A 26,900-nucleotide genomic window follows, 5' to 3' on the forward strand; every position below is an offset into this window, starting at 1 on the left:
AGGAGTAGGCTTGCGCTCAGGTCATTACCCCCCTCACCATCTGTCATGAGGTTTCATGATGAGTAAAGTCAAACAAGCAGATATCGATCGGCTGATCGTCCTGGTCGGCGGACGCGAAAACATCGCAACCGTCAGTCATTGCATTACCCGCCTGCGCTTCGTGCTGAACGACCCGGCCAAAGCCAACCCGAAGGCCATTGAAGAACTTTCCATGGTCAAAGGCTGCTTCACCAACGCCGGTCAGTTCCAGGTCGTTATTGGTACCGAAGTGGGCGATTACTATCAGGCTTTGCTGGCGACAACCGGGCATTCTTCTGCTGATAAAGAGCAGGCGAAGAAGGCCGCGCGCCAGAATATGAAATGGCACGAGCAGCTGATCTCCCACTTCGCGGAGATCTTCTTCCCGCTGCTGCCGGCGCTGATCAGCGGGGGCTTAATCTTAGGCTTCCGTAACGTCATCGGCGATGTGCCGATGAGCGACGGCAAAACCCTGGCGCAGATGTACCCGGCGCTGCAAAGCATCTATGACTTCCTATGGCTGATTGGCGAAGCCATCTTCTTCTATCTCCCGGTCGGGATCTGCTGGTCCGCGGTGCGCAAAATGGGCGGCACGCCGATTCTGGGTATCGTGCTGGGCGTCACGCTGGTCTCTCCACAGTTAATGAACGCTTACTTACTTGGGCAGCAGGTGCCGGAGGTGTGGAACTTCGGGCTGTTTACCATCGCTAAGGTGGGCTACCAGGCGCAGGTGATCCCGGCACTGCTGGCCGGTCTGGCGCTGGGCTTTATTGAAACGCGCCTGAAGCGCATCGTGCCGGATTACCTCTATCTGGTGGTGGTGCCGGTCTGCTCGCTGATTATTGCCGTGTTCCTGGCGCACGCCTTTATCGGTCCGTTTGGCCGCATGATTGGCGACGGCGTGGCCTTCGCGGTGCGTCACCTGATGACCGGCAGCTTCGCGCCGATTGGTGCCGCGCTGTTCGGCTTCCTGTATGCCCCGCTGGTGATCACCGGCGTGCACCAGACCACGCTGGCGATTGATATGCAGATGATTCAGAGCCTTGGCGGCACGCCGGTCTGGCCGATTATCGCGCTGTCTAACATTGCGCAGGCCTCTGCGGTGACCGGCATCATCATCGTCAGCCGCAAGCACAACGAGCGTGAGATCTCCGTTCCGGCAGCCATCTCCGCCTACCTCGGCGTCACCGAACCGGCAATGTACGGTATCAACCTGAAATACCGCTTCCCGATGCTCTGCGCGATGATCGGTTCCGGTCTGGCAGGCTTGCTGTGCGGCCTGAATGGGGTGATGGCAAACGGGATTGGCGTCGGCGGCCTGCCGGGCATCCTTTCCATCCAGCCCGCGTTCTGGCAGGTATTTGCGCTGGCGATGGCGGTAGCAATTATCGTCCCAATGGCGCTCACCACCGTGGTTTACCAGCGTAAGTTCCGTCAGGGCACGCTGCAGATTGTTTAACGTCTTCTTTCGGGGCGCAGTTGCGCCCCTTCGCATTTGCAGGAACGCACTATGAATACTCTTCCTCACTGGTGGCAGAACGGCGTCATCTATCAGATTTACCCAAAAAGTTTCAAGGACACCACCGGCAGCGGCACCGGCGATCTGCGCGGCGTGTCGCAGCGTCTGGACTACCTGAAAACCCTCGGCATTGACGCCATCTGGCTGACGCCGTTTTATATCTCCCCGCAGGTGGATAACGGCTACGACGTGGCGAATTACATCGCCATTGACCCGGCCTACGGCACCCTGGATGACTTCGACGAGCTGGTTGCCAAGGCGCACGCGCGCGGCATTCGCATCGTGCTGGATATGGTGTTTAACCACACCTCCACGCAGCACGCCTGGTTCCGCGAATCGCTGAACAAAGCGAGCCCGTACCGCCAGTTCTACATCTGGCGCGACGGCACGCCGGAGCAGCTTCCCAACAACTGGCGCTCCAAGTTTGGCGGCAACGCCTGGCGCTGGCACGCCGAGAGCGAGCAGTACTATCTGCATCTCTTCGCGCCGGAGCAGGCGGACCTCAACTGGGAGAACCCGGAGGTGCGCGCCGAGCTGAAAAAAGTCTGCGAGTTCTGGGCCGATCGCGGCGTGGACGGCTTGCGTCTGGACGTGATTAACCTGATTTCAAAAGATCAGGATTTCCCGGACGACAACATCGGAGACGGCCGCCGCTTCTATACCGACGGGCCGCGCATCCACGAATATCTGCAGGAGATGAGCCGCGACGTCTTCACCCCACGCAGCCTGATGACGGTTGGCGAGATGTCCTCGACCTCGCTGGAGAACTGCCAGCAGTACGCGTCGCTCGACGGCAGCGAGCTGTCGATGACCTTTAATTTCCATCACCTGAAGGTGGACTACCCTGGCGGCGAAAAGTGGACGCAGGCGAAGCCGGACTTCGTCGCGCTGAAAACCCTCTTCCGCCACTGGCAGCAGGGGATGCACAACAAAGCCTGGAACGCGCTGTTCTGGTGTAACCACGATCAGCCGCGCATCGTGTCGCGCTTTGGTGATGAAGGGGAACACCGCGTGGCTGCCGCGAAGATGCTCGGCATGGTGCTGCACGGCATGCAGGGTACGCCGTATATCTACCAGGGCGAGGAGCTGGGGATGACCAACCCGCACTTCAGCCGCATCACCGATTACCGCGACGTGGAGAGCCTGAATATGTTCGCCGAACTGCGGGCCAACGGCCGCGAGCCGGATGAATTGCTGGCGATTCTGGCGAGTAAGTCACGTGATAACGGACGAACCCCAATGCAGTGGGACGCGTCGCACAATGCGGGCTTTACCGAGGGCGAGCCGTGGATTGGCGTCTGCGACAACTACGAGACGGTGAACGCCCGCGCCGCGCTCGACGACCCGGATTCAGTGTTTTACACCTACCAGTCGCTGATTAGCCTGCGTAAAACCCTGCCGGTGCTGACGTGGGGGGATTATGAGGATCTCCTGCCGGAACATCCTTCCCTTTGGTGTTACCGCCGTCAGTGGCAGGGACAGACGCTGGTGGTGGTGGCAAACCTGAGTCATACGCCTCAGGAATGGGAAACGGGCGTTCTCAGCGGTCAGCCGCAGGTGCTGATGAGTAACTACCCTACATCGCAAACGACGTCGCTCCGTCCGTTTGAAGCGGTCTGGTGGCTGCAGCAGTAACGTTCCTTGTCGGGTGCCGCCCAGCACCCGGCTTATTTTACTGTTTTTGTTGAATAATTAATCAAATTTTTCCCGCGCGCCTTTACAATCGCTGAAGCGCCCGCCGTTTGTACTCTCGTCTTTTTACTTTGTTCTGCATCAAATAAATCGCAAACATGTTTGATGCAAATCACTATATGTAGCACTTAAAATGCACGCCGACCCAACATCTTGTATTTATCGTCTACTATTCCAACAACAAGACGGCGCTTACGCTGGCCGGAATTGTGGATAACACGAGCTGGGAACGCGGGAAGTCTTTGGCCCGGCGGGGAATACGCCCGGTGAATACTTCTCCACCTCTGTGGATAACCTGTTTTCAAAAATGGAGTGATCATGACACCGCATGTGATGAAACGTGATGGCTGTAAAGTGCCGTTTAAATCAGAGCGCATCCAGGAAGCCATTCTGCGTGCAGCTAAAGCAGCGGGAGTCGATGACGCAGATTACTGCGCCACCGTCGCAGAAGTCGTTAGCAGCCAGATGAATGAACGCAGCCAGGTCGATATCAACGAGATCCAAACCGCGGTTGAGAACCAGCTGATGGCGGGGCCTTACAAGCAGCTGGCGCGCGCCTATATTGAGTACCGTCACGATCGTGACGTGCAGCGCGAGAAGCGCGGCCGCCTGAACCAGGAGATACGTGGCCTGGTCGAGCAGACCAACTCCGCCCTGCTCAACGAAAACGCCAATAAAGACAGTAAAGTGATCCCGACCCAGCGCGACCTGCTGGCCGGTATCGTGGCTAAACACTATGCCCGTCAGCATCTGCTGCCGCGCGACGTGGTGTCGGCGCACGAGCGCGGCGAGATCCACTACCACGACCTCGACTATTCGCCGTTCTTCCCGATGTTCAACTGCATGCTGATCGACCTGAAGGGCATGCTGACCCACGGTTTTAAAATGGGTAACGCCGAGATTGAACCGCCTAAGTCCATCTCCACGGCCACCGCCGTCACCGCGCAGATTATCGCTCAGGTTGCCAGCCACATTTATGGCGGCACCACCATTAACCGCATTGATGAAGTGCTGGCCCCGTTCGTGACGGCAAGCTTCAACAAGCATCGTAAAACGGCCGAAGAGTGGCAGATCCCGGACGCTGACGGCTACGCGCACTCCCGCACCGAGAAAGAGTGCTACGACGCCTTCCAGTCGCTGGAATATGAAGTGAACACGCTGCACACCGCCAACGGCCAGACGCCGTTTGTGACCTTCGGCTTTGGTCTGGGCACCAGCTGGGAATCACGCCTGATTCAGCAGTCCATCCTGCGCAATCGTATTTCCGGCCTCGGCAAAAACCGCAAAACCGCGGTGTTCCCGAAACTGGTGTTCGCCATTCGCGACGGCCTGAACCACAAGTTTGGCGATCCGAACTACGACATCAAACAGCTGGCGCTGGAGTGCGCGAGCAAGCGCATGTATCCGGACATCCTGAACTACGATCAGGTCGTCAAAGTGACCGGTTCGTTTAAAACGCCTATGGGCTGCCGCAGCTTCCTCGGCGTGTACGAAGACGAAAACGGTGAGCAGATCCACGACGGACGCAACAACCTGGGCGTCATCAGCCTGAACCTGCCGCGCATCGCGCTGGAAGCGAAAGGTAACGAAGATGCCTTCTGGACGCTGCTGGACGAGCGCCTGCAGCTGGCGCGTAAAGCGCTGATGACCCGCATCGCGCGTCTGGAAGGGGTGAAAGCCCGCGTGGCACCCATCCTCTATATGGAAGGGGCCTGCGGCGTGCGCCTGAAGGCGGACGATGACGTGTCCGAGATCTTCAAAAACGGTCGCGCGTCCATTTCGCTGGGCTATATCGGTATACACGAGACCATCAATGCATTGGCGGGCGATACGCATATGTACGACAGCGAGGCCCTGCGCGAAAAAGGCATCGCCATCGTTCAGCGCCTACGCGACGCGGTAGACCAGTGGAAAGAGGAAACCGGTTACGGGTTTAGCCTCTACAGCACGCCGAGCGAGAACCTGTGCGACCGCTTCTGCCGTCTGGACACTGCCGAGTTCGGGATTGTGGAAGGCGTGACCGACAAAGGGTATTACACCAACAGCTTCCACCTCGACGTGGAGAAAAAGGTGAACCCGTACGACAAGATCGACTTCGAAGCGGCCTATCCACCGATCGCCAGCGGCGGCTTCATCTGCTACGGCGAGTACCCGAACATTCAGCACAACCTGAAGGCGCTGGAAGACGTGTGGGATTACAGCTACCAGCACGTGCCGTATTACGGCACCAACACGCCCATCGACGAGTGCTACGAGTGCGGCTTTACCGGTGAGTTTGAGTGCACCAGCAAAGGCTTTACCTGTCCGAAATGCGGCAACCACGACGCGGCCCGCGTCTCCGTCACCCGCCGCGTGTGCGGCTATCTCGGCAGCCCGGATGCGCGTCCGTTTAACGCCGGGAAGCAGGAAGAGGTGAAGCGCCGCGTGAAGCATTTGGGGAATGGGCAGATCGGGTAAGTTCTGCACAGGGTTTTCCCCCTCACCCTACCCCTCTCCCTCAGGGAGAGGGAACTCTTCACCCTCTCCCCGTGGGAGAGGGCCGGGGTGAGGGCATCAGCGCGCACACATTCTCTGGACATTTTCTATGCGATATCACCAATACTACCCCGTCGACATCGTCAACGGCCCCGGCACCCGCTGCACCCTGTTCGTCTCAGGCTGCGTCCACGAATGCCCCGGTTGCTATAACAAAAGCACCTGGCGCTTAAATTCCGGCATGCCGTTTACCGCTGAGATGGAAGACAAGATCGTCAACGACCTCAACGACACCCGCATCAAACGCCAGGGGATTTCGCTCTCCGGCGGCGACCCACTGCACCCGCAAAACGTGCCGGATATCCTGAAGCTGGTGAAGCGCATTCGGGCAGAGTGTACGGGAAAAGATATCTGGGTCTGGACAGGCTATAAGCTGGATGAGCTGAACGCGCAGCAAATGGAAGTGGTGGATCTGATTAACGTCCTGGTTGACGGCAAGTTCGTGCAGGATTTAAAAGACCCAGCGCTGATCTGGCGCGGCAGCAGTAACCAGGTTGTGCATCATCTGCGATGAGCATTAGAGCCGTTTGTTTGCATCATGATAAACGGCTGCTTTCTCTCTCTTACCGATTGCGATAACAAATACCGTTACAACGTTGTCATGAACCTGATAGACCAAACGATAACCCTGCGATCTGAGTTTTATTTTGTAGCAATCCGGTAGACCATGCAGGCGGGCCGATTCGACCCTAGGGTTCACCAACACGTCCGCTAGTTTCTTCTTAAACTGGTCTTTTACAGTCTCCCCCAGCTTTCTCCACTCCTTTAACGCTCTCGGGTCAAATGCCAGTTCATAAGTCATCCAGACTAACCTTAATTCCCTTTTGCGGATTAGCCAGCCGATCCCGGACTGCCTTTATCAGTTCATCTTCACTGTCGCTAATGGTGACCGTTTTCACGGGCATGCGTCCCGTCTCCGCGACGTACTGAAACAGTAATCGCACGGCTTCCGTTGGGGTGATATTGAGTTTTTCCAGCACGGCATAAGCCTCGTTTTTGAGTTTGTCATCCAGACGGACGTTCAGCGTGGCCATTATGCCTCCGGTAAAATCGAATGTGTAATGCAGTTTAGCATTACATTCGCATTACATCGAATTCTGGATAACGCCTCTCAAAACCGGCTCAAACTCTCCATCGCCACCGCCTTAAACTCGGCAAAATCTCCGCAGCTACAGAGCCGCGACATCGCCCGTTCACGCAGGAAGGTGACAAAGATATCGTATATCGCCATCGCCTCTTCGTACTCGCTTTTGCTGATGGCGAGCAGGAAGATGACGTGCGCGGTTTCGTCGCCCCACTGCACGCCGTGCGGGGCGAGTACGGTATAGACCACCGTTTTCTGCGCCAGCAGGCCGAGGGAGTGCGGCAGCGCGATGCCGTCGCCGAGCATGGTGCTGACGATGGCTTCACGCTCGACGACGGAATCCAGGAACTCCGCGCCGACAAACCCCTCGCCTTCAAGCTGCGCGCACAGTTCCCGGAACAGCGTTTGCTGGTCAACGGGCGTGTCGATAATGCGGAAATGGGCCGCGTCGAAGTATTTATCCAGCATCCACGGGCGGGTACGGTCCACCAGCACCAGCTTGCCGATCTGCTCTAACTGATAGTCGGTCGGGAACGGGGCGATCGTCACCACCGGTTTCGACTTTTCGCTGACGCGGGCGGTGGCGATCACAAAGTCTTCGCCAATCGTTTCCGCCAGCTCGTACTCGCGCAGGGTGAGCGTGCGCGTAACCTCAATTTGCGGGTATTTACGCTGCAGCACCGCTTCAATCATGCGGACCATGGCGTTACCGGCGTCGCACACCAGCAGCACGCGCGGCTGGCGCTGGTAGCCTATGTTGTAGTGACGCTCCAGCCCGACGCCAATGTGCAGCACCAGGAAGCCAATCTCGTTTTCGCTGATCACGTACGGCGTGTATTTGCCCCAGCTCGACACCGCTGCGAGGGTCATATCCCACGCCATCGGGTAGTGCTGCTTGATGTTATCCAGCAGCGGGTTGGGGATCATGATTTGATACCGCACGCGGGTGATCATGGTTTTGATGTGCGTGAGCAGGTCCGCGTGCAGCTGCTCGTCGCTCAGCAGGTTGTAGTTATAGTGGGTGTTGATATAGCGCAGGATGTAGTTGACCAGCGCTTCATCGTCGTCTGCGTTAATCGCGCTCGGGGCAATCTCCTGGATCTGCCGCGCCGCAATGTGCACGCACAGCCAGCTCTCCTCCGAAGGCGAAAGCGCTTTGCCCGCCAGCTGCTGGATAGAGACCGCGATATCCTTCGCCGCCTCGCGCACGTTCTCTTCTACGTCTTCGGCGTGGAATTCCGGCAGCGGAAAGCCCTCGCTGATGCGACGTACCGACACCGCACAGTACAGACGCAGGAACAGCTCGCCTTCGTCGGTCAGGCGGATGTGATGTCGCGTCAGCGCATCATGCAGTACGGCCACCATCTGCTCCGGCACACCCGCGTTGAGAGCAACTTCGGTCACCAGCGGGTTGAGACTGTCCTGCTGCGCCAGCTCCCAGAGCAGGTCGGTCAGGCACGCGCGGGTGGACATCTCGCTGCCAAACAGCTTCATGCCGTGGCGCGGACGCGTTTCCAGGGTCAGGTTGTAGCGGTGGAACCACTCGCGCACTTCCACCATGTCGCTTTGCAGCGTGGCGCGGCTGACAAACCACTCATCGGCCAGATCTTCCAGCTTGAGGGAAAACGCTGAGGTGAGAAAACGTACCACCAGATAGTGCACGCGCTCGGGTCCGGTTCGCGGAATACGCAGCGCGCGCGGGTGGGATGCCTGCAGTTGCTGATAACGTTCAGCGTCGTCAATTTTGAGCTGATAGCCATTGCCACGGCTCAGAACAAACTGCGCGCCGTGGCTTGCCAGCAGCGCGTTCAGGGCGGTGATATCGGCACGGACGGTTCGCGTGGAAACCGACAGCCGCTGCGCCAGCTCGTCCTGCGGCAGCGTCTCGTTTTGCAACAGATCGAAAAGTTGCGCTAAACGTTGGTTCGGAAATCGCACGGGTTTGTCCTCTTACGGCTTACGGTGAAATGACCATCTGGGATGGACTGCCGACCGGCGTATAGTCCGGTTCGAAGCTGAGTTTGCCGTCCTGCGCCACGCGGAAACGGGTAATGTTGTCGCTGCGCTGGTTCATGACGTACAGCCAGCGTCCCTGTTTATCGAGCGTCAGGGTGCGCGGATAGTCGCCGCGCGTCCAGATATCGTCCTGATGCGTCAGCGTGCCCTCCGCCGTTACGGTAAAGTGCCCGATGCTGTTATGCAAACGGTTAGCCACATACAGCTGTTTGCCGTCGGCACTTAATGCCAGCCCGGCAGCAAAGCTGGTGCCTTTGTAACCTTCCGGCAGGGCTGAAAGCGTTTTGCCCTCTTTTAAGGTACCGTTGGCGTTCACGGTATAATGGGTGAGCGTAGACGCCTCTTCGTTAATCAGCCACAGGGCATCCCCTTTTGGCGTAAAGACAAAGTGGCGCGGTCCGGCACCTTTTGAGGAGGCGTTGATAAACGGCGGATCGTTCGGCGTCAGCTTGCCGCTTCGATCGTCAAAGCGGTACTGGTAGAGACGATCCAGCCCCAGATCGGTGGAAAATACGTACTTGCCGCTCGGATCGGCGGCGATCATGTGCGCATGCGGACCGTTGTGATCGCTGATGGCAAAGCTGCCCTCCGCAGCCGCTTCCGGCTTCGCCGCGCCCGGTTCGCCTTGATCCTGATGGTGATCCGTGGCGTCACCCAGGCTGCCGTCTGCCTTAACCGGCAAAACGGCAATCGATCCGCTGACGTAGTTCGCCACCAGAAGATGGCGACCGTTCGGCGTCAGCGACAGGTAAACCGGCCCCGCACCGCCGGATGCCACCTGATTCAGCTCGCTCAGCTCACCGTTATCCCCCACCCGCAGCGCCTGCACCACGCCCTGCTCCACTTCGCTTGCCAGATAGAGCGTTTTGCCGTCGCGTGAGACGGCCAGCTGCGCGGCGTTCGGCAGCTTGCTGACCAGCGTTTTATTCGCCAGCGCGCCGCTTTGCGGGTCAACGGTAAAGCGGTACAGCCCTTCGCCGTTGGGGTTGTAGGTGCCCACCCAGGCGTATTGCGTCTGGGCGATAGCGGTGGTGGCGAACATTGAGAGTGAAGCGACAAGCAGGGTACGGGTGTGCATGGTGGCTCCTTCAGGTGTGTGCGGTAAGGTTTTATTTTACTTCACCAGCTTCTTCGTCATCGCCAGCAGCGTACGCACGTCTTCCGGACGCGTATCGCCGCTGGCTTTGTCGATAATCGAGCTGTAGATATGCGGGATGATTTTGCTCACGCCCGCGTCGAGGGCGATCTGCAGGATCTCCTCATAGTTTTCCAGATCGATACCTCCGGTTGGCTCCAGCCAGAAATCGTGACGGGCGCAGGCTTCCGCCACCGCTTTGTACTCGTCACGGCACTTCAGGCCGCCCATCGGGAAGTACTTGATGGAGCTGCCGCCGAAATCCTTCAGCAGGGCAATCGCGGTTTCAACCGGCACGATGCCGTCCGGGGCCGTGCTGCTCAGCGGGCCGGTGGAGATTTTGACCATCCCGACGGTGCCGGTCGGGGAGACCAGACCGTTGACCACGGACTCGTTCTGCCCCAGCAGCGCGCGGCTGGTGGCCACGCCGGTGAAGACCTGATTGACGTGCTGCGGCTGCACCTGGCGGGAGATTTCACTCACCATCGCCGACTGGTTCGGATCCCCCGCGCCCAGGCCGACGGAGAGCGCGTTATCAATCAGCGCGGCATATTCACGCATATCAGCAACGGCGCTCGCCACGTCCGGGTAATTTTTGGAGAGCACGCCCACCAGCACGTGACCTTCCGCCGCCTCGTAAATGGCGCTGGCGTTGGCTTTCGATCCTGCCAGCACGTTCAGGCAGACGCGGTCACGGTAAAAGTTGGGGGTCAGTTTCATGCTTTTTTCTCCTGTCCTAATACTTCGCTAATGCGGCGGTAGACGATGTTCAGCTGGTCAGCATTCACGCTGCGCACGTCCGCCTCGATAATCCCTTCGTTGGCCTTGTAGCCACGGAAGTAAATGGCGTATTCGCCCTGCTTCAGCTTCGCCACCAGATCGCCGGTGCCGACGCCGGTTGCGGCTTCGTCGAACTTAATCTCGGTGCGGGCGATATCGCGACCGGCGCTGTCCCAGACCACGCGCGCGGTCACGCCGTTCAGGGTGTTGAGCGCGTCGATAAACGGCGTCATCTTCGCCACCATCTCAGCGCCGCTCTCTTTGGTCGCCGTCAGGTAGTGTTCGATGGCGCAGGTCAGGCCGAGAATGCCCTCTTTGCCCACTTTCATGGCGCGGCCAATGCCCGCCGTCTGACGCTTCACCCATTCAACATATTGAGTTTTGCCGATCACCAGCCCGCTGGTTGGCCCTTCGATCGCCTTCGCGCCGCTGTAGATCACCAGATCGGCGCCGGAGCGGTAGTAGGCGTGAAGATCTTCTTCCGCTGCCGCATCGACGATCAGCGGGAGATCGTGCTTGCGCGCCACGACCGCCGCCTGCTCGACGCTGAGCATGCTTTTCTGCACGCAGTGGTGCGATTTGATGTAGAGGATCGCCGCCGTGCGTGGGGTGATCGCCGCCGCCAGCTGATCGGCAGAGCATTCGTTGGCGTAGCCCGCTTCCACCAGCTTGCCGCCGCCCAGCGCCACCATGGTGCCCACCGGCGCGCCAAAGTTGACGTTGTGGCCTTTCGGCAGGACGATTTCGTTGTTCTCAATCGGGGTGACGTGCAGGTTTTCCAGCAGCCAGTCGCTGTCTTTCACCAGCACCGCCGCCACGGACTGGGCAATGCCCGCCGACGCGCAGGAAACCACCGTCGCGCCTTCCACGTCCAGCAGCTTCGCAATGTATTCCCCGGTTTTGTTAACCAGATCCTTCATCTCGAAATAGTGATTCATGCCGTCCATCGCCGCCTGCACCACTTCCGGGCGCGGCGTGGAGACGCCCAGCGCCGTCATGCGGCCGGAGGTGTTGATAACCTGCTTTAAGTTGTACTTCTCATAAATCGAAGGCATGTTCCGTGCTCCCTTGTTCGGTCATGTAGCCCTTGCCCGCGCGGATCGCGGCAAGCGGCACCAGAATGTGTTCAGCCTGCAGGCTGTCGTTTTCGGCATCCGTCAGCATCGTCGGCTGACGTTTAAGGGTGAACAGCGTCAGGTCGGCATCGAGACCCGGCTGAATGCGGCCTTTATGCGCCAGGCGCAGGCCGTCGGCGGCGTTCGCGGTCACGCAGTCAATCACCTGCGGCAGCGACATGCCGATGGCGAGGAATTTTGACATCACGCTTGCCAGCGAGCCGACCGGGCCGTTGATGCGGTTGCGGCAGTAGATATCCGAGCTGATGGTGTGCGGCAGAATGCCCATCGCGATGGCGCGTTTCGCCACCTCAAAGCTGAAGCTCGCCGTACCGTGGCCGACGTCCAGGCGCACGCCGCGCTTCAGGGCGGAGGTGATGGAGGCGCGCAGCTCGCCGGATGGCGTCAGAATGCGGTTGGGTTTGCCGTTGTAGCAGTGGGTGATGATGTCGCCGGAGCTCAGCAGCTCGGCAATTTCGTCGAGGTTCGGCGGGTTGTTGCCAATGTGCACCATCAGCGGCAGGTCGCCGTTCTCTTTCTGAATGGCCTTGGCGCGCTCCAGCGGCGTGATGCCGTTTTCACCGACCACGCTGCTGCTCATACGCGCCTTCAGGCCGACGATAAAATCAGGGTGGCGCTTCACCGCCTGCTTCACCGCGTCGGCGTCGATATTCGCCATGTTGGCCAGTTCGTTTTGGGCAATCAGCCCCACGCGGGAGATGTTCAGCAGGGCAAACACCTCGGTAGAGGCTTTGCGGGTGATGTCGTAGAAATCGTCCACGTCGTCGGCACCGGTACTGCCCGCGTCCACCACGGTGGTGACGCCGGTGGCAATGCCGACGCTGTCCGGTTCGTCGTGGTAAATCGGGGAGTTCGGGTAGCAGTGAACGTGGGAGTCAATCCAGCCTGCGCTGACGAATACGTCGCCGTTCAGCTCAACCGTTTTATGCGCGGGGGCGTCAATGTCGCCCAGCGCCGCGATCTTCCCGTCCTGAATGGCGATATCGGTCAGGGTATCGTCGGCAAGGCGCGCACGGCGCAGGAGTAAATCAAACATGAGGATCTCCTGATAAGGCGGGCGCCTGAGCGCCCGCGGGTATTAAAGGGCGACCGGGAACAGCCAGCCCAACAGCATCGCGCCGAGGATCGCGCCACCGGTGATCGGCTTCTGCCAGATGTAGAACACCAGCGCACCCAGCAGGGAACCGACGCCGATAGGAATGGAGGCGGTCATGGCGCTGAGGATAATCAACGGCCCGAGGAAGCGGCCGGAGGCGTTACCCGCGCCCATCATCACGTCTGCACCGTAGGTAGAGTTGCTCTGGTTGATGGTGAACTTACGCGCCAGGATGATGACGTAGCCAATCGCCAGACCAATCACCAGGCCGGTAATCAGCGCGGCAATGAAGTTGGTCACCGGGAACATGATCCCCGCGCCCAGCAGCAGCGCCGGTACGCCGAGGCCTACGCCAGTCTGGATCGCCCCGCCGATGTCGAGAATACCGACCAGCGAGCCTTCGATAATACGGGCGAACAGGAAGCTTGCGCCGAACGCTGCCACCGCGCCGTAGACGCCGGTATCCATCCCCGCTTTCAGCATCGCCACGAAGGCCACTTCGTTAAACGCGCCGATGCCGTAGAGGTAGTACATGTGCGTTCCGGCAAAGACGCCGGAGGAGAGCAGGCCAACGAAGATCGGGAACGACCAGTCGGCATACCAAAAACCTTTATTCTGTTCCATGTAGAGGCTCCTGTTATTTACCGCTGAGCGAGTTGTGGATCATGTCGAGCCAGTTCGGCACGGTCAGATGGAAGGATTCGATCATCTTCATGTCGAAGCCGCGGAAGAAGCCGCTCAGCACGAAGAGCAGGACGATGGCCGCCATCATCACTTTGGTGACGTGGTTCCAGCCGCTCTCTTCCACGCCTTTACCGATCAGGATCCCCAGCACCAGGCCCGGTACGGCGTTGCCCATGATCAGCTGCGCTGCGCCGCCGAAAATGGTCGCCCAGAAGCCCGATTTTTTACCCGCGTCGATGGCCGCCAGCCAGAAGATCACCGGCATGACGGTGTTCACCAGCAGGTTAGCCGCAGGCACCAGCACCTTCACGGCGGTGACCTGAAGCGCTGCCGGCACGGAGGAGGCGGTAAGGTTAAGGAAGGTCACGACGATCATGCCGATCACACCGCAGGCAATCGCCATTTTGCGGGGATCGTGCAGCGTTTCACCGACGTTACGGTTTTTAATCATCAGTGCAGCAGCACCCCAGTTCGGGATGATGCGGTGGTCAACGTCCTGTGTGAAGGCACCTGCGGCCACGGAAGAGGCCCAGGCGTTAAAGAAGAAACCTAACCCAAAGGAGAAGTGGGACGCCGGATCCCCTTCACAGGAGTTCAGTTCCCCCAACGTACGAAACGCGCCCATACCCTGTGTGGTAGGCGCATGAAACATGCGTGCAGCCCCGGCCCCCACACCGACGCCAACCAGGCCGCCAATGATGAGCGATTTTATTAATATAATTAAGAACATCAGTCTGCCCTTTTATGAATAATCAACGTTGCGTGACGAAATCCACCTGGTCAAGATTGATAGCGGTCACGTTGACGGTCACATCCAGCTCCACGCTGTAGGTGCGTCTTTCCCGGCGCAAAAAGAAGAACAGAAACGCTTCTTTACGCACCTCTTCTTGCGCCTGAACAACCTGCACATCCTGTGGCTCAATACGCAGTAAGATATGCGGTGAGGCTTTCATCACCGCGGCCTGTACGTGGTTGAGCGCGTCGGCAAAGGCGCGCGCTTTGGCGTCGCCTTTTCCCTTCACTCTCACCGTGGTTGAGAACTGTTCTTTCATGCTTATGCGCCGTATTTCTTCTGCCACGCCTGCACCAGACGCTCGCCCAGCTCTTCTTTATCCATAAAGCCAAAGCCCAGCACGTTGCAGCCTTCGTTGATGGCAGTCACGCCCTCTTCCACGGAACGCATGCCGTATTTCGCTTTGTAGCCATATTTGGTTTGCGCCGTGATGGCACCCGCGCCGCCGCTGCCGCAGAAGGAGATGCCGAAGGTGGCGTTTTCCGCTTTCATCATGTCGCCAAGCTTCATGTCCGCGGCCATGCCCGGTACGACAACCGCGCGTCCACCTGCTTTTTCCACACCGGCTGCCACTTTCTGACCTTTGCCCAGGCGATCGCCAATCACGACTGTAATCTGTTCCATGTGTTGCTCCTTAAAGGTTGTCTTTCGCGACTTCGAAGTGAACGGAGAGCAGCCAGGCTTCTTCATCAGGAAGGTTGCCAAACTGCGCTACCACTTCACGGGCAAGTTGCATTGAATCTGGTGAAATTTCGTCGAACAGCTCCGCTTCTACCTCCGGCAGCGGCTCGCCGGTCACGGACCGGTGCGCCATCGCGCGAACGTGGGAGGTCAGCATCTGCTCCTGCACTGCGTTAGGGATGATGTCGTGCCGGGCCAGCAGGGCATAAACCTGCTGCAGCATGGTGTTCGCGAGCTGTTCTGTTTGCTCCGCCTGTTCCCCAACGTCGTTCATTACCGCTCCGTTAATCACTGGTCTTACCCCGTTAATGGCTCTGGAATAAAACTAACGTTGCAGGGGAATTGTTTGTAGCGAGTTGTTTTCCACTTCGAAGTGGAAAGGCGAGCAGCAGCAGTGATCTGTGCCACATAAATGCGGTGAATCTGGATAGACCGCTGTATTTACGTGATGAATATCACGCTATTCAGCGGCAATGAACAGGTCAGCGAAGTGGAAAAGATTACGAGCAAGCTCGTAGAAATGTGACGTGGATAAGGTTTTCTTATGGGGATTCGCTAGAGTGGCGACGGGTGCTTGAGACTGACCGTCTCAGGCATGGGACGGAAAGTGGAAAGCCCCTACCTGAATTTAAATCAGGACGGGGCTGTAAACGACACGTCTAGCCACGTGATGTTTGCTACCTCGCCCGCTTTACAGCAAGGAGGCATCCATGAAACGCAGAAACCCAAGTATCGGGGTTTTGATGATTATTTCTTTGACGATAATCATCTTAACGCTGGTGACGAGGAAAACACTGTGCGAGATCCGTTTTCGAAACGGCTCGCTTGAAGTGACCGCGCGGATGGAGTGTCGCTCCGGTAAGTAGGGAGCAAAGATGCGGGGGCGCGTAATGCGCCTCCGCATACGGAGGAAGGACGTACAGCTCAGGCACCCAATTAACGATACTTTTTATGATAGGTGTTGCGCGTCGCCACAAACTGGTCGGCCGCCGCCTGGGCTTCCTTCACCTTGCCTTCGTTAGCCAGCTTCAGCGCACCGTCGATCTGGCCGACCAGCACGTCAAAGCCGTGGCGATAGTCTTTCATCTCTGCACTGTCTGCCGCTTTGCTTTCCAGCTTCGGCGGGGTTGCTTTTTGCGCATCCAGCGCCGCTTCACGCATTTTGGTCAAGGCGTCTTTCATGTCCGCCGCATTGTCCGTTTTCTGCACCACCTTCAGGTTTTCACTGAGGATGTCCATGTTGTCTTCAAGATCGGCGGCAAACGCAGACGAACCAAGAACCAGCGTTGAAGCCGCGACGATCGCTAACAGATGTTTACGCATTGCTCACTTCCTTTTTTATTATTAACAAAACGCTATCTTTATTGACCCGCAATTTTCATTTCGGGCAGAAGAACTGAACCACACTGTATATTGCTACGTGTTTCAATATCGTTACCGATCGTAACGATGTTGCGCCACATATCCTTCAGGTTACCCGCGATGGTGATTTCGCTCACCGGATACTGAATTTCGCCGTTTTCGACCCAGAAGCCCGCCGCGCCGCGCGAGTAGTCGCCGGTGATGCCGCTTACGCCCTGGCCCATCAGTTCAGTGACGACCAGGCCAGTGCCCATCTCTTTCAGCATCTGCTCAAAGTTGAGGCCCTGGCCGGCAATGCGCCAGTTGTGGATCCCGCCCGCGTGACCGGTGCTTTTCAGCCCCAGCTTGCGCGCGGAGTAATTGGTCAGCAGCCACTGGGTCAGAATACCGTCTTTGATAATATCGCGACGTTCGGTGCGCACGCCTTCACTGTCGAACGGCGTGGAGGCCAGCCCTTTCAGCAGGTGCGGATGCTCTTCAATGGTCAGCCATTCCGGCAGGATCTGCTTGCCCAGCGAGTCGAGCAGAAATGTCGATTTACGGTACACCGAGCCGCCCGCGATAGCGCCCACCAGATGGCCAAACAGGCCGGTTGCCACTTCATTAGCAAAGATGACCGGGGCCTTCATGGTGGAGAGTTTGCGCGGTGACAAGCGAGACAGCGTGCGTTCGGCACACTCTTTACCCACCCACTCAGGAGACTGCAAATCCCCCAGCGCGCGGCCAATGGTGTAGGCGTAGTCACGCTCCATGTCTCCGTTCTCTTCGGCGATGACGCAGCTGGAGAGCGAGTGGCGGGTAGAGCAGTAGCCCTGCAGCATGCCGTGGCTGTTGCCAAAGACTTTGATGCCGTAATGGCTATTGAAGCTGCCGCCTTCGGTATTAGTGATGCGCTTATCGGCCTGCAGGGAAGCCTGCTCGGCGCGCGCGGCCAGTTCTATGGCGTCGTCCGGAGTCACTTCCGCCGGGTGGAAAAGATCGAGATCCGGCGCATCAAACGCCAGCAGCTCTTTATCCGCCACGCCTGCGTAAGGATCAGGAGAGGTATAACGGGCGATATCCAGCGCCGCCTGCACCGTACGGGCGATGGCATCCGGACTGAGATCGGTGGATGACGCGCTGCCTTTGCGATTCTGGTGATACACCGTGATCCCAAGCGCGCCATCGCTGTTGAATTCGACATTCTCCACTTCGCCATAGCGGGTGCTCACGCTGATGCCGGTGGTTTTGCTGACCGCCACTTCGGCGCCATCTGATTTTTCTGAAGCAAGCATCAGCGCGGTGGAGACGGCTTCTTCCAGAATCTTACGCTGCGCTTCAACTTGTGAGGTTACTTTCATCGCAAATGCCATACTGTAAGAGAGAGTTATCTGAAGTCTAACAGAGAACCGTTTTTCAGTGCGCGTCTTAACTGGTAACATTAGCCTCTTTTTTTAAGGAGCCTGACATGACTAAGCAGCCCGAAGACTGGCTCGACGACGTTCCCGGTGATGACATCGAAGACGAAGATGATGAGATCATCTGGGTCAGTAAAAGTGAAATTAAACGTGACGCCGAAGAGTTAAAACAGCTTGGCGCAGAATTGGTAGAACTGGGTAAAAACGCGCTGGATAAGATCCCGCTCGACCAGGATCTGCGTGATGCCATTGAACTGGCACAAAAAATCAAAAAAGAAGGCCGTCGTCGCCAGCTTCAGCTTATCGGGAAAATGCTGCGTCAGCGCGACGTCGATCCGATCCGCCAGGCACTGGACAAGCTGAAAAACCGCCACAACCAGCAGGTTGCGTTTTTCCATAAGCTTGAGCAGATCCGCGATCGTCTGATTGAACAGGGTGATGACGCCGTACCGGAAGTGCTGAACCTGTGGCCGGATGCCGACCGCCAGCAGCTGCGTTCTTTGATCCGCAACGCGAAGAAAGAGAAAGAAGGGAATAAACCGCCGAAGTCTGCGCGCCTGATTTTCCAGTATCTGCGCGAGCTGTCTGAGAACGACGAGTAATCCGTGCGGTTTTGCGCCGGATGGCGGCGTAAACGCCTTATCCGGCCTACAAGGTCGTGCAAAATGTAGGCCCGGTAAGCGCTAGCGCCACCGGGCTTTTTTTTACTCTGCGGCCGCTTCCGCTTTCTTCGCCAGACCGTCCAGCAGCTTCTGATGGATCCCGCCAAAACCGCCGTTGCTCATCACCAGAATGTGGTCACCGGGCTGAGCGGCTTTCACCACCATATCCGCGAGCACATCCACATCCGCACTCCAGTGCGCAGGCTGAATGCAGGCATCGGCCACTTCAGCCACCTGCCATGGAATATGCTGAGGCTGCAGCAGGAAGACTTCATCGGCACGCCCTAACGACGGCGCGAGGTCATCTTTGCAGATGCCCATTTTCATGGTGTTCGAGCGCGGTTCCAGCACGGCCAGAATGCGCGCGGTGCCGCCAACCTTACCGCGTAACGCTGCAAGCGTCGCCAGAATCGCCGTTGGGTGATGTGCGAAATCGTCATACACCGTCACGCCATTCGCTTCGCCGCGCAGTTCCAGACGGCGACGGGCGTTAATGAACGAGCCCAGCGCATTGGCTGCATCCGCAGGCAGCACGCCCACGTGACGCGCCGCAGCAATGGCCATCAGGCCGTTGTGCATGTTGTGCTCGCCCACCAGGCCCCACTTCACCTCACCCACTTTTTCACCGTCGAGCAGCACTTCCCACTCGGAGGCATCGGCGTTGAGTTTCTTCGCCTGCCAGTGACCCTGTTCGCCCACCAGCTCCTGCTCGCTCCAGCAGCCCATTGCCAGGGTTTGCTTCAGGTTGATGTCGTTCTCCGGCAGGATGATGCGGCCCTGACCCGGAACAATGCGCACCAGGTGGTGGAACTGTTTCTGGATCGCTTTCAGGTCGTCAAAGATATCCGCGTGATCGAACTCAAGGTTGTTGAGGATCAGCGTGCGCGGGCAGTAATGCACAAACTTGGAACGCTTGTCGAAGAATGCACAGTCGTATTCGTCGGCTTCGATCACAAAGAACGGGCTGTCACCCAGACGTGCAGAAACGTCGAAGTTGCCCGGGACGCCGCCAATGACAAAGCCAGGCTTATAGCCGCAGGCTTCGAGGATCCAGGTCGCCATTCCGGCGGTGGTGGTTTTGCCGTGGGTACCGGCAACGGCAACAACCCAGCGGTCGCGCAGCACAAAATCATGCAGCCACTGTGGGCCAGACATAAACGGAATATTGCGTTCCAGCACCGCTTCAACACATGGGTTACCACGGGTCATGGCGTTGCCAATGATCACCAGATCCGGTTCAGGATCCAGCTGGCTGGCCTCGTAGCCCTGAATCAGAGAGATGCCCTGCTTCTCCAGAAGCGTGCTCATCGGCGGATACACATTGGCGTCCGAACCTGTTACTTCATGGCCCAGTGAGCGCGCCAGCATTGCCAGTCCACCCATGAAAGTGCCACAAATCCCCAATATATGAATGCGCATACGTCACTATCCTTCTTCAATGTGGCGCACATTTTACTCACATGTTAGCGGCTGTGAAACGCATTTCAGGTAAATCCGTATTTGCTGGCGCGATTCACCAGTGCGCTACTATTTGAATATTTGTTAAGATTGTTGGGCTTTAGTCGTTTTGGTGAACATACAATCGCTCTACTCACATAAGATGCAGGGAAAGTGTTATGAAAACGTTAGGTGAATTTATTGTCGAAAAGCAGCACGAGTTCTCTCATGCTACCGGTGAACTCACTGCTTTGCTGTCGGCAATAAAGCTGGGCGCTAAGATCATCCACCGCGATATCAACAAGGCCGGTCTGGTCGATATCCTGGGTGCCAGCGGTGCCGAGAACGTTCAGGGCGAGGTTCAACAGAAACTCGATCTGTTCGCAAATGAAAAACTGAAAGCTGCACTGCGCGCGCGCGACATCGTTGCGGGTATCGCCTCCGAAGAAGAAGATGAAATTGTTGTTTTCGAAGGATGCGAACACGCGAAATACGTTGTCCTGATGGATCCGCTCGACGGCTCCTCCAACATCGACGTTAACGTTTCTGTCGGTACCATTTTCTCCATCTACCGCCGCGTCACGCCTGTTGGCACGCCGGTCACCGAAGAAGATTTCCTCCAGCCGGGCAGCAATCAGGTTGCTGCGGGCTATGTGGTGTATGGTTCGTCCACCATGCTGGTGTACACCACCGGCTGCGGCGTTCACGCCTTTACTTACGATCCGTCGCTGGGCGTGTTCTGCCTGAGCCAGGAACGTATGCGCTTCCCGGAGAAGGGCAACACTTACTCCATCAACGAAGGCAACTACATCCGATTCCCGAGCGGCGTGAAGAAGTACATCAAATTCTGCCAGGAAGAAGATAAAGCCACCCAGCGCCCGTACACCTCCCGCTATATCGGTTCTCTGGTCGCTGACTTCCACCGCAACCTGCTGAAAGGCGGCATCTACCTCTACCCAAGCACCGCAAGCCACCCGGACGGGAAGCTGCGTCTGCTGTACGAATGCAACCCGATGGCATTCCTCGCCGAACAGGCGGGCGGCAAGGCGAGCGACGGTAAAGAGCGTATTCTGGATATCGTGCCGGAAAGCCTGCACCAGCGCCGTTCGTTCTTCGTCGGCAACAACCACATGGTTGAAGACGTTGAACGTTTCATCCGTGAGTATCCGGACGCGTAACCCCTTTCTCCTGGGAAGCCGCCCGGCTTCCCAGTCATTTATATATTTTACCGTATAAGTGTTTATAAAAAAGACGCTTTAATCTTCATCCCTGCTCCTGCATTATTTCCATAACAGTTTGACAATTATTTCCTGGAGCCTATTCGTGATGAAAAACTATTCTCGTGCCAATACCGGCATTGATTTAAATCTTATTCCTGTCTTTATTGAAATTGTTCGCTGCGGCAGTATGGCGAAAGCCTCTGTGCGCCTGGACATGTCCCGCCCGGCGGTAAGCCTGGCGCTAAAGCGTTTTAATCAACTTTTTGATGAGCCACTGTTTTACCGTAAAGGTTTATATCTTGAACCCACAGAAAAAGCGTTAGCGTTAACCAGCGCGCTGGAAATATTAATGGGGAATATTCACGATAATATTAATGCGTTAAATTCATCGACAAATAAAACCCTGGCACAGCACGTACCAGGGATGAATATGATTATGCAGCAGTCTGGGTCGTCAGCTTAAACGAGGACATGGCTTCCATCAGTTCGCGCGACTGCTCTTCCAGCGAGCGTGTCGCGGCGGATGACTGCTGTACCAGCGCCGCATTTTGCTGCGCCGTTTCGTCCATCTGGTTCACCGCAATGTTCACCTGCTCAATGCCGCGACTCTGTTCCTGAGACGCGGTCGCAATTTCACGCATCAGTTTGGTCATTCGCAGCACTTCTGTTGCGATCTCATCCATCGTTTCGCCGGCCTGCTGTGCCAGTTCGCTCCCCTCATTCACATGAGTTTGTGAATCGCTGATAAGCGATCGGATCTCTTTCGCCGCGTCGGCACTGCGGCTGGCCAGGTTTCGCACTTCGCCCGCGACAACGGCAAAACCCCGTCCCTGTTCGCCCGCACGCGCGGCTTCAACGGAGGCGTTCAGCGCCAGAATATTGGTCTGGAAGGCAATGCCGTCGATCACGCTCAGGATATCGGCGATGCGCGCCGAGCTGCCGGAGATATCGCGCATTTTTTCAATCACGTAGCAGACCATTTCGCTGCCGTGATCGGCCGTGTCGGAAACGGACTTCGCCAGCTGGTGCGCCTGCTCGGCGTTGTCGGCGTTGAGTTTCACCGTGGCGGTGATCTCTTCCATGCTGGCCGCCGTTTGCTCAAGTGAGGTGGCGGTAGATTCCGTGCGCTGGGCAAGGTTCATATTTCCTGCCGTCAGCTCCCGGCTGCCGGTATCAATTTGCGAACTGGCATCGCGCACCCGCAGAACCGATCCCATCAGCGACTGACGCATCGCTTCAATGGCCGCGTTGAGCCGGTTAAATTCCTGGCTGGCCGTCGGATCCAGGGTATGGGTTAAATCGCCTGCCGCGACATGTTCAAGCTGAGCAATCGATGCCGAGAGCGGCTTCAGCAGCATATGGCGCAGCACCAGCCAGGCGAGGACGATAATGCCAGCCGTCAGCAGCGCGGCGACAACGATCAGGATCAGTACGCGGGTTTTGCTCGACTGCACGGCGCTAACTTCCGCTTTGCCACGCGCTTCGCTCCACGCCTGGAAAGCCTGCATATCATTATCAAACTTGTTTGCCACCGGAATCAGCGCGTTCTCAATCAGGTCGTAATAACCGTCCGCACTCTGGTCGTTCAGGGCTTTCAGCATCGGGTTGATGCCCTGCCGGGTATACGCCGCCAGACTCGCCGCCACGTTATCCAGCAGCGTTTGCCCCTGCTCGTCAGCCACCCCGCCGTCGATCACGGCTTTCAGCGTTTTCTGCGCCTGGGCAATTTCCTGATTGATGTTTTTTACCGATTTGGATGCATCGTCCAGCAGACCAATTTCCATCATTCGGACGGCCTGGCCCGCCTCATTGCGCGCGCGCAGGATCAGCGTATAGCCTGAATTAAGCTGCACCATTTGCTCACCCTGAAGGTGGTTGATGCGCTGGAGTGAAGAAGAACTCTGTGTGAGGGCATAAATACCAATGCCGCTGACAATCAGCAGCAGAAGGGTCATAACGGCCAGTAAAGAGAGCAAGCCGGTACGAATCGATAGCGTTTTCAGCATGATGTTATTTCCGGTAGCGAGATATTTCTTGGCGTAAAAGAAGAGTATCGGCCGCTACCGGAAAATGTTTAGACTTTAAGCAATTTCAGCGTGTTATGGCTCTGTTACCGATGTGTTTACGCGGGTAACAGGCGAGCTTTGACGATTCTCCCAGAGCACCGTCAGACCGCGCTGCAGGGCAATAAAAATAAACAGCAAAATGCCGATGGCAATCTTCGTCCACCACGAGCTGAGCGTGCCGTCGAAGTTAATGTAGGTCTGTATCAGCCCCTGGATCGCCACGCCGAACAGCGTGCCCAGTACCGTGCCTACCCCGCCGCTGAGCAGCGTGCCGCCGATAACCACAGAAGCAATCGCATCCAGCTCAACGCCGACGCCCGCCAGCGCGTAACCGGCCTGGGTATACACAGAGAAGACGATACCCGCCAGCGTCGCCAGCCCGGTCGAAAGCATATAGATGCGGATGGTGGTGCTGCGGGTGGAGATCCCCATCAGGTTGGCCGACGTGGCGTTACCGCCAATGGCGTAGACCTGATTGCCAAACCGGGTGCGGTGGGCGAGGAAGATGCCAATCACCACCACGCCCAGCATCAGCAGCCCCATCGCGCTCAGGCGGCCGCCGCCGGGGATTTTCCACGCCAGGCTGGAGAGCGTGTCGTAGATGGGGTGGTTAATCGGGATCGACTCCTCCGACACCAGATAGCTCACGCCGCGCAGGAAGAACATCCCGGCGAGGGTGATGATAAAGGCAGGAATTTTCAGCGCGTCGATCAGCAGCCCCATAAAGGCACCAAACGCGCAGCCCATCGCCAGCACCAGCGGGAATGCCACCAGCGGAGAGATGCCCCAGAACCCAATGGCTTTCGCGAGGAACACGCCCGTAAACGCGATCACCGAGCCGACGGAGAGATCGATCCCGCCGGAGAGGATCACAAAGGTCATCCCGACGGCGATGATGCCTAAAAAGGCGTTATCGGTCAGGATATTGCAGATCACACGCGTGGAGGCGAAACCGGGAAACTGGGTGAGGCAGTAGAGATACCCCAGCACAAACACGCCCAGCGTGATCATCAACGGCAAATTACGTTTTATCATGGCCACGGATCCCCTTAATGATGCTGACAAAGCGCGGCGACTGGACGATCAGCACGCAGAGCACGACCACCGCTTTCACCACCTGGTTGAGTTCCGGCTGGAATCCCGAGAGCAGGATGCCGGTGTTCATGCCCTGAATGATCAGCGCCCCCACCACCGAGAGCAGCAGGTTAAAGCGCCCGCCCATCAGCGACCCGCCGCCGATCACCACCGCGAGGATCGCGTCCAGCTCCAGCCATAACCCGGCGTTGTTGGCATCGGCCCCGCGAATATCCGCCGCGACGATGACCCCGGCAATGGCGGCGCAGACGCCGCTCAGCACGTAGGTCAGCATCACCATCAAGCGGGTGTTGACCCCGGCGTTGCGCGCGGCGCGGATGTTGATCCCCACCGCTTCAATAAACATGCCGAGCGCCGTTTTGCGGGTAAAGAGCCAAAAGATAAGCAGCGTCACGAGGGCAATAATCACCGGAGTCGGGAAGAACAGAAGGTTGCCGCTACCGAGCCACGCCAGGCTCGGGGAGTTAAAGGTGACGATCTGCCCGGACGTAATCAGCTGCGCCACGCCGCGCCCGGCCACCATCAGGATCAGGGTGGCAACAAAGGGCTGAATTTTCAGCACCGCCACCAGAATGCCGTTCCAGAGCCCGGCTAATACCCCGGAGCCCAGTGCGGCCAGCAGCACCACCGGCAGGCTGTGCCCGGCCACGGTCATTGAGGCGGCGGTGGCGCCAGCAATCGCCATCACCGCGCCGACGGAGAGGTCAATCCCGCCGGTGGCGATCACCAGCGTCATACCAATCGCCAGCAGCGCCACGGGCGCGGCACGGTTCAGGATGTCAATCGGGCTGCCAAACAGGCGGCCATCCTGCACGATGATCTGGAAGAAATGCGGCGCGACCAGGCTATCCACCAGTAAAACCACCAGCAGCGCCGCGATTTGCGGCGTGCCGGTCGGCCAGCTGAAGCGGCGCTTTGACTCACCGGTTTGCGAAAGTGAACGGGGCATCACGATTAGCTCCTTACGCCGCGATGGCATTCATGATTGCCGGAACGGACAGCTTATCCAGCGGGATCTCTGCTACCTGCTTGCGATCGCGCATGATAATGACGCGATCGGCATAACCCACCAGCTCCTCAAGCTCGGACGAAATGACCAGCAGCGCCAGGCCGTCCGCGCACAGCGTTTCGATAAGCCGGATAATTTCGGCGTGCGCGCCTACATCAATGCCGCGCGTCGGCTCGTCGAGGATCAGGAACTGCGGTTTGGTCAGCAGCCAGCGCGAGAGGAGAACCTTCTGCTGGTTACCGCCGGAGAGAAATTCTATGGGCTGTTCCGCGCTCGGGGTGCGAATACCAAGCTGACGGATAAAGCGCTCAGCAATGGCGTTTTGTTCTTTACGCGGAATGGGACGCAGCCACCCGCGCTGCGCCTGCAGCGCCAGAATGATGTTTTCCCGCACCGAGGCGGCGGCAATAATGCCGTCCGTTTTCCGGTCTTCCGGGCAGAAGCCGACGCCCAGACAGGACGCCTGATGCGGCGATCGCAGGGTTTGCGGTTTGCCCTTGATCAGCGCCCTGCCGCTGTCGGCAGGTTTGATCCCGAAGATCACCTCGGCGGTTTCGGTTCGGCCTGAGCCTAGCAGGCCCGCCAGGCCAACAATCTCACCGGGGCGAACCTCAAGGTTAAACGGCGAGATCACCCCTTTTTTGCCGTAATCGCTGAACGCGGCGACCGGTTTTTCGCTCAGCAGCGTGCGCCCTGCACGCTGAAGGGCGTTGGTTTCCAGCTCTCGGCCCAGCATCATTTTCACCAGCTCAATCTGCGGTAGCTCGCGGGTCTCGCGGCAGCCGACAAAGCTGCCGTTGCGCAGCACCGTGATGCGATCGCTCACTTCATACACCTGATCGAGGAAGTGCGTAACGAAGATCAGGCTCACGCCCTGATCGCGCAACTGGCGCATCAGGGTGAAGAGCATTTCGACTTCCTGAGTATCCAGGCTGGCGGTGGGTTCATCGAGGATCAGCACCTTTGCCGAGAGATCGATAGCCCGGCAGATGGCGACGATCTGCTGCATCGCCACGGAAAAGCGGTTCAGCGGCTCGCGGACGTCGAGGGAAAAGCCGTATGATTCCATCAGTTTTGTCGCCCGCGCTTCCATCTCTTTGCGGCGCAGCAGGCCAAAACGACGTGGCTCACGGCCAATAAACAGGTTATCCGCCACCGACATGTTCGGCAGCAGGTTGACTTCCTGATACACCGTCCCAATCCCCAACTGTTGGGCATGGGCGGTATTTTTTGGCGAAATGGCGTTACCTTCCAGCCAGATGGTGCCGCGATCGGCGTGATACACGCCGGTCAGCGCTTTTATCAGCGTCGATTTCCCCGCGCCGTTCTCGCCCAGCAGCGCCATAATCTCGCCGCGACGCAGGCTGAAATCGACGTTATCCAGCGCCTTCACGCCGGGGAAGAATTTACTCAAGCCCTCTGTGCGGAGGATTTCCTGGTGTTGTTCAGTATTCATATTTACGTCCCCGGCACGTTCCGGTAG

The 26,900-nt window shown here is 57.9% G+C and carries 27 protein-coding genes; 8 read left to right on the top strand and 19 right to left on the bottom strand.

Features of this window, described 5'->3' with window-relative positions:
- Positions 1–58 precede the first annotated feature (58 nt).
- From treB to nrdG, 4 genes are all read left to right on the top strand, one after another.
- Complete coding sequence (gene treB, locus AC2T6E_RS12145; RefSeq protein ID WP_010427357.1) at positions 59–1,477, top strand: PTS trehalose transporter subunit IIBC; 1,419 nt, start codon at positions 59–61, stop codon at positions 1,475–1,477.
- A gap of 51 nt (positions 1,478–1,528) precedes the next feature.
- Entirely contained in the window at positions 1,529–3,172 is a 1,644-nt protein-coding gene (treC, locus tag AC2T6E_RS12150; RefSeq protein WP_458667476.1) for an alpha,alpha-phosphotrehalase, read from the top strand.
- A gap of 375 nt (positions 3,173–3,547) precedes the next feature.
- A complete protein-coding gene (gene nrdD / locus AC2T6E_RS12155) occupies positions 3,548–5,686 on the top strand; it encodes an anaerobic ribonucleoside-triphosphate reductase (RefSeq protein ID WP_047646505.1) in 2,139 nt (712 codons plus the stop codon).
- 127 nt (positions 5,687–5,813) lie between these two features.
- A complete protein-coding gene (gene nrdG / locus AC2T6E_RS12160; RefSeq protein ID WP_348552876.1) occupies positions 5,814–6,278 on the top strand; it encodes an anaerobic ribonucleoside-triphosphate reductase-activating protein in 465 nt (154 codons plus the stop codon).
- A gap of 3 nt (positions 6,279–6,281) precedes the next feature.
- Here the strand turns inward: nrdG and AC2T6E_RS12165 are convergent, their stop codons facing one another.
- The 12 genes from AC2T6E_RS12165 to AC2T6E_RS12220 form a co-directional block, all read right to left on the bottom strand.
- Positions 6,282–6,566, bottom strand: a complete 285-nt coding sequence (locus tag AC2T6E_RS12165; RefSeq protein WP_320742854.1) for a type II toxin-antitoxin system RelE family toxin — start codon at positions 6,564–6,566, stop codon at positions 6,282–6,284.
- Positions 6,556–6,798, bottom strand: coding sequence for a type II toxin-antitoxin system RelB/DinJ family antitoxin (locus AC2T6E_RS12170; protein ID WP_212474435.1), 243 nt, complete (start codon positions 6,796–6,798; stop codon positions 6,556–6,558). Before AC2T6E_RS12170 ends, AC2T6E_RS12165 begins: the two co-directional genes overlap by 11 nt.
- 77 nt (positions 6,799–6,875) lie before the next feature.
- Positions 6,876–8,786 carry a BglG family transcription antiterminator gene (locus AC2T6E_RS12175; protein ID WP_458667479.1) on the bottom strand — a complete coding sequence of 637 codons (1,911 nt, stop codon included), beginning with the start codon at positions 8,784–8,786 and terminating at the stop codon, positions 6,876–6,878.
- 19 nt (positions 8,787–8,805) lie between these two features.
- On the bottom strand, positions 8,806–9,942 hold the full coding sequence (locus tag AC2T6E_RS12180) for a lactonase family protein (protein ID WP_260662768.1): 1,137 nt from the start codon (positions 9,940–9,942) through the stop codon (positions 8,806–8,808).
- Positions 9,943–9,978: 36 nt separating this feature from the next.
- Positions 9,979–10,719 (bottom strand): 2-dehydro-3-deoxy-phosphogluconate aldolase, encoded by a 741-nt coding sequence (gene dagF, locus AC2T6E_RS12185; RefSeq protein WP_119935775.1) that lies wholly within the window; start codon positions 10,717–10,719, stop codon positions 9,979–9,981.
- The gene (locus AC2T6E_RS12190; protein ID WP_029739261.1) at positions 10,716–11,834 is read right to left on the bottom strand and encodes a DgaE family pyridoxal phosphate-dependent ammonia lyase; all 1,119 of its coding nucleotides are present in this window, start codon (positions 11,832–11,834) and stop codon (positions 10,716–10,718) included. Before AC2T6E_RS12190 ends, dagF begins: the two co-directional genes overlap by 4 nt.
- On the bottom strand, positions 11,818–12,951 hold the full coding sequence (locus AC2T6E_RS12195) for an amidohydrolase/deacetylase family metallohydrolase (protein WP_486691948.1): 1,134 nt from the start codon (positions 12,949–12,951) through the stop codon (positions 11,818–11,820). Before AC2T6E_RS12195 ends, AC2T6E_RS12190 begins: the two co-directional genes overlap by 17 nt.
- 42 nt (positions 12,952–12,993) lie before the next feature.
- Positions 12,994–13,635, bottom strand: a complete 642-nt coding sequence (locus AC2T6E_RS12200) for a DUF4310 family protein (RefSeq protein ID WP_010427370.1) — start codon at positions 13,633–13,635, stop codon at positions 12,994–12,996.
- A gap of 13 nt (positions 13,636–13,648) precedes the next feature.
- Positions 13,649–14,425: a DUF4311 domain-containing protein gene (locus AC2T6E_RS12205; RefSeq protein ID WP_008501408.1), complete on the bottom strand. Its 777-nt coding sequence runs from the start codon at positions 14,423–14,425 to the stop codon at positions 13,649–13,651.
- Positions 14,426–14,447: 22 nt separating this feature from the next.
- Positions 14,448–14,747 (bottom strand): DUF4312 family protein, encoded by a 300-nt coding sequence (locus AC2T6E_RS12210; protein WP_174341202.1) that lies wholly within the window; start codon positions 14,745–14,747, stop codon positions 14,448–14,450.
- Between the two features lie 2 nt (positions 14,748–14,749).
- On the bottom strand, positions 14,750–15,112 hold the full coding sequence (locus AC2T6E_RS12215) for an SFCGS family glycine-rich protein (RefSeq protein WP_010427372.1): 363 nt from the start codon (positions 15,110–15,112) through the stop codon (positions 14,750–14,752).
- Between the two features lie 10 nt (positions 15,113–15,122).
- Positions 15,123–15,461 (bottom strand): glycine dehydrogenase, encoded by a 339-nt coding sequence (locus AC2T6E_RS12220; protein ID WP_108417867.1) that lies wholly within the window; start codon positions 15,459–15,461, stop codon positions 15,123–15,125.
- A 451-nt stretch (positions 15,462–15,912) separates the two neighbouring features.
- Here AC2T6E_RS12220 and AC2T6E_RS12225 point away from each other — a divergent pair, with 451 nt between their 5' ends.
- Positions 15,913–16,035, top strand: a complete 123-nt coding sequence (locus AC2T6E_RS12225) for a Hok/Gef family protein (protein WP_230372849.1) — start codon at positions 15,913–15,915, stop codon at positions 16,033–16,035.
- A 70-nt stretch (positions 16,036–16,105) separates the two neighbouring features.
- Here AC2T6E_RS12225 and cybC read toward each other — a convergent pair whose 3' ends face one another.
- Together cybC and pmbA are read right to left on the bottom strand one after the other, a co-directional pair.
- Positions 16,106–16,492 carry a cytochrome b562 gene (gene cybC, locus AC2T6E_RS12230; protein WP_010427378.1) on the bottom strand — a complete coding sequence of 129 codons (387 nt, stop codon included), beginning with the start codon at positions 16,490–16,492 and terminating at the stop codon, positions 16,106–16,108.
- Between the two features lie 38 nt (positions 16,493–16,530).
- The gene (pmbA, locus tag AC2T6E_RS12235; protein ID WP_486691954.1) at positions 16,531–17,883 is read right to left on the bottom strand and encodes a metalloprotease PmbA; all 1,353 of its coding nucleotides are present in this window, start codon (positions 17,881–17,883) and stop codon (positions 16,531–16,533) included.
- A 95-nt stretch (positions 17,884–17,978) separates the two neighbouring features.
- Between pmbA and yjgA the strand changes: the two genes are divergently transcribed.
- Entirely contained in the window at positions 17,979–18,530 is a 552-nt protein-coding gene (gene yjgA / locus AC2T6E_RS12240) for a ribosome biogenesis factor YjgA (RefSeq protein ID WP_010427381.1), read from the top strand.
- A gap of 102 nt (positions 18,531–18,632) precedes the next feature.
- Here the strand turns inward: yjgA and mpl are convergent, their stop codons facing one another.
- Entirely contained in the window at positions 18,633–20,009 is a 1,377-nt protein-coding gene (gene mpl, locus AC2T6E_RS12245) for a UDP-N-acetylmuramate:L-alanyl-gamma-D-glutamyl-meso-diaminopimelate ligase (protein WP_100165615.1), read from the bottom strand.
- A gap of 197 nt (positions 20,010–20,206) precedes the next feature.
- On the opposite strand from mpl, the gene fbp reads away from it, so the two are divergent.
- On the top strand, positions 20,207–21,205 hold the full coding sequence (gene fbp, locus AC2T6E_RS12250) for a class 1 fructose-bisphosphatase (RefSeq protein WP_010427386.1): 999 nt from the start codon (positions 20,207–20,209) through the stop codon (positions 21,203–21,205).
- 148 nt (positions 21,206–21,353) lie between these two features.
- On the top strand, positions 21,354–21,710 hold the full coding sequence (locus AC2T6E_RS12255) for a helix-turn-helix domain-containing protein (RefSeq protein ID WP_108417869.1): 357 nt from the start codon (positions 21,354–21,356) through the stop codon (positions 21,708–21,710).
- Here the strand turns inward: AC2T6E_RS12255 and AC2T6E_RS12260 are convergent.
- From AC2T6E_RS12260 to ytfR, 4 genes are all read right to left on the bottom strand, one after another.
- Positions 21,682–23,253: a methyl-accepting chemotaxis protein gene (locus AC2T6E_RS12260; RefSeq protein ID WP_486691957.1), complete on the bottom strand. Its 1,572-nt coding sequence runs from the start codon at positions 23,251–23,253 to the stop codon at positions 21,682–21,684. The genes AC2T6E_RS12255 and AC2T6E_RS12260 overlap by 29 nt on opposite strands.
- 93 nt (positions 23,254–23,346) lie before the next feature.
- Positions 23,347–24,348 carry a galactofuranose ABC transporter, permease protein YjfF gene (gene yjfF / locus AC2T6E_RS12265; RefSeq protein ID WP_042714276.1) on the bottom strand — a complete coding sequence of 334 codons (1,002 nt, stop codon included), beginning with the start codon at positions 24,346–24,348 and terminating at the stop codon, positions 23,347–23,349.
- A complete protein-coding gene (gene ytfT / locus AC2T6E_RS12270) occupies positions 24,335–25,360 on the bottom strand; it encodes a galactofuranose ABC transporter, ATP-binding protein YtfT (protein ID WP_174341204.1) in 1,026 nt (341 codons plus the stop codon). The genes yjfF and ytfT overlap by 14 nt, the downstream gene beginning before the upstream one ends.
- A gap of 10 nt (positions 25,361–25,370) precedes the next feature.
- Positions 25,371–26,873, bottom strand: coding sequence for a galactofuranose ABC transporter, ATP-binding protein YtfR (gene ytfR / locus AC2T6E_RS12275; protein WP_010427395.1), 1,503 nt, complete (start codon positions 26,871–26,873; stop codon positions 25,371–25,373).
- Between the last annotated feature and the right edge of the window lie 27 nt (positions 26,874–26,900).

This window comes from Enterobacter sp. B79-1 (genome assembly GCF_057444735.1).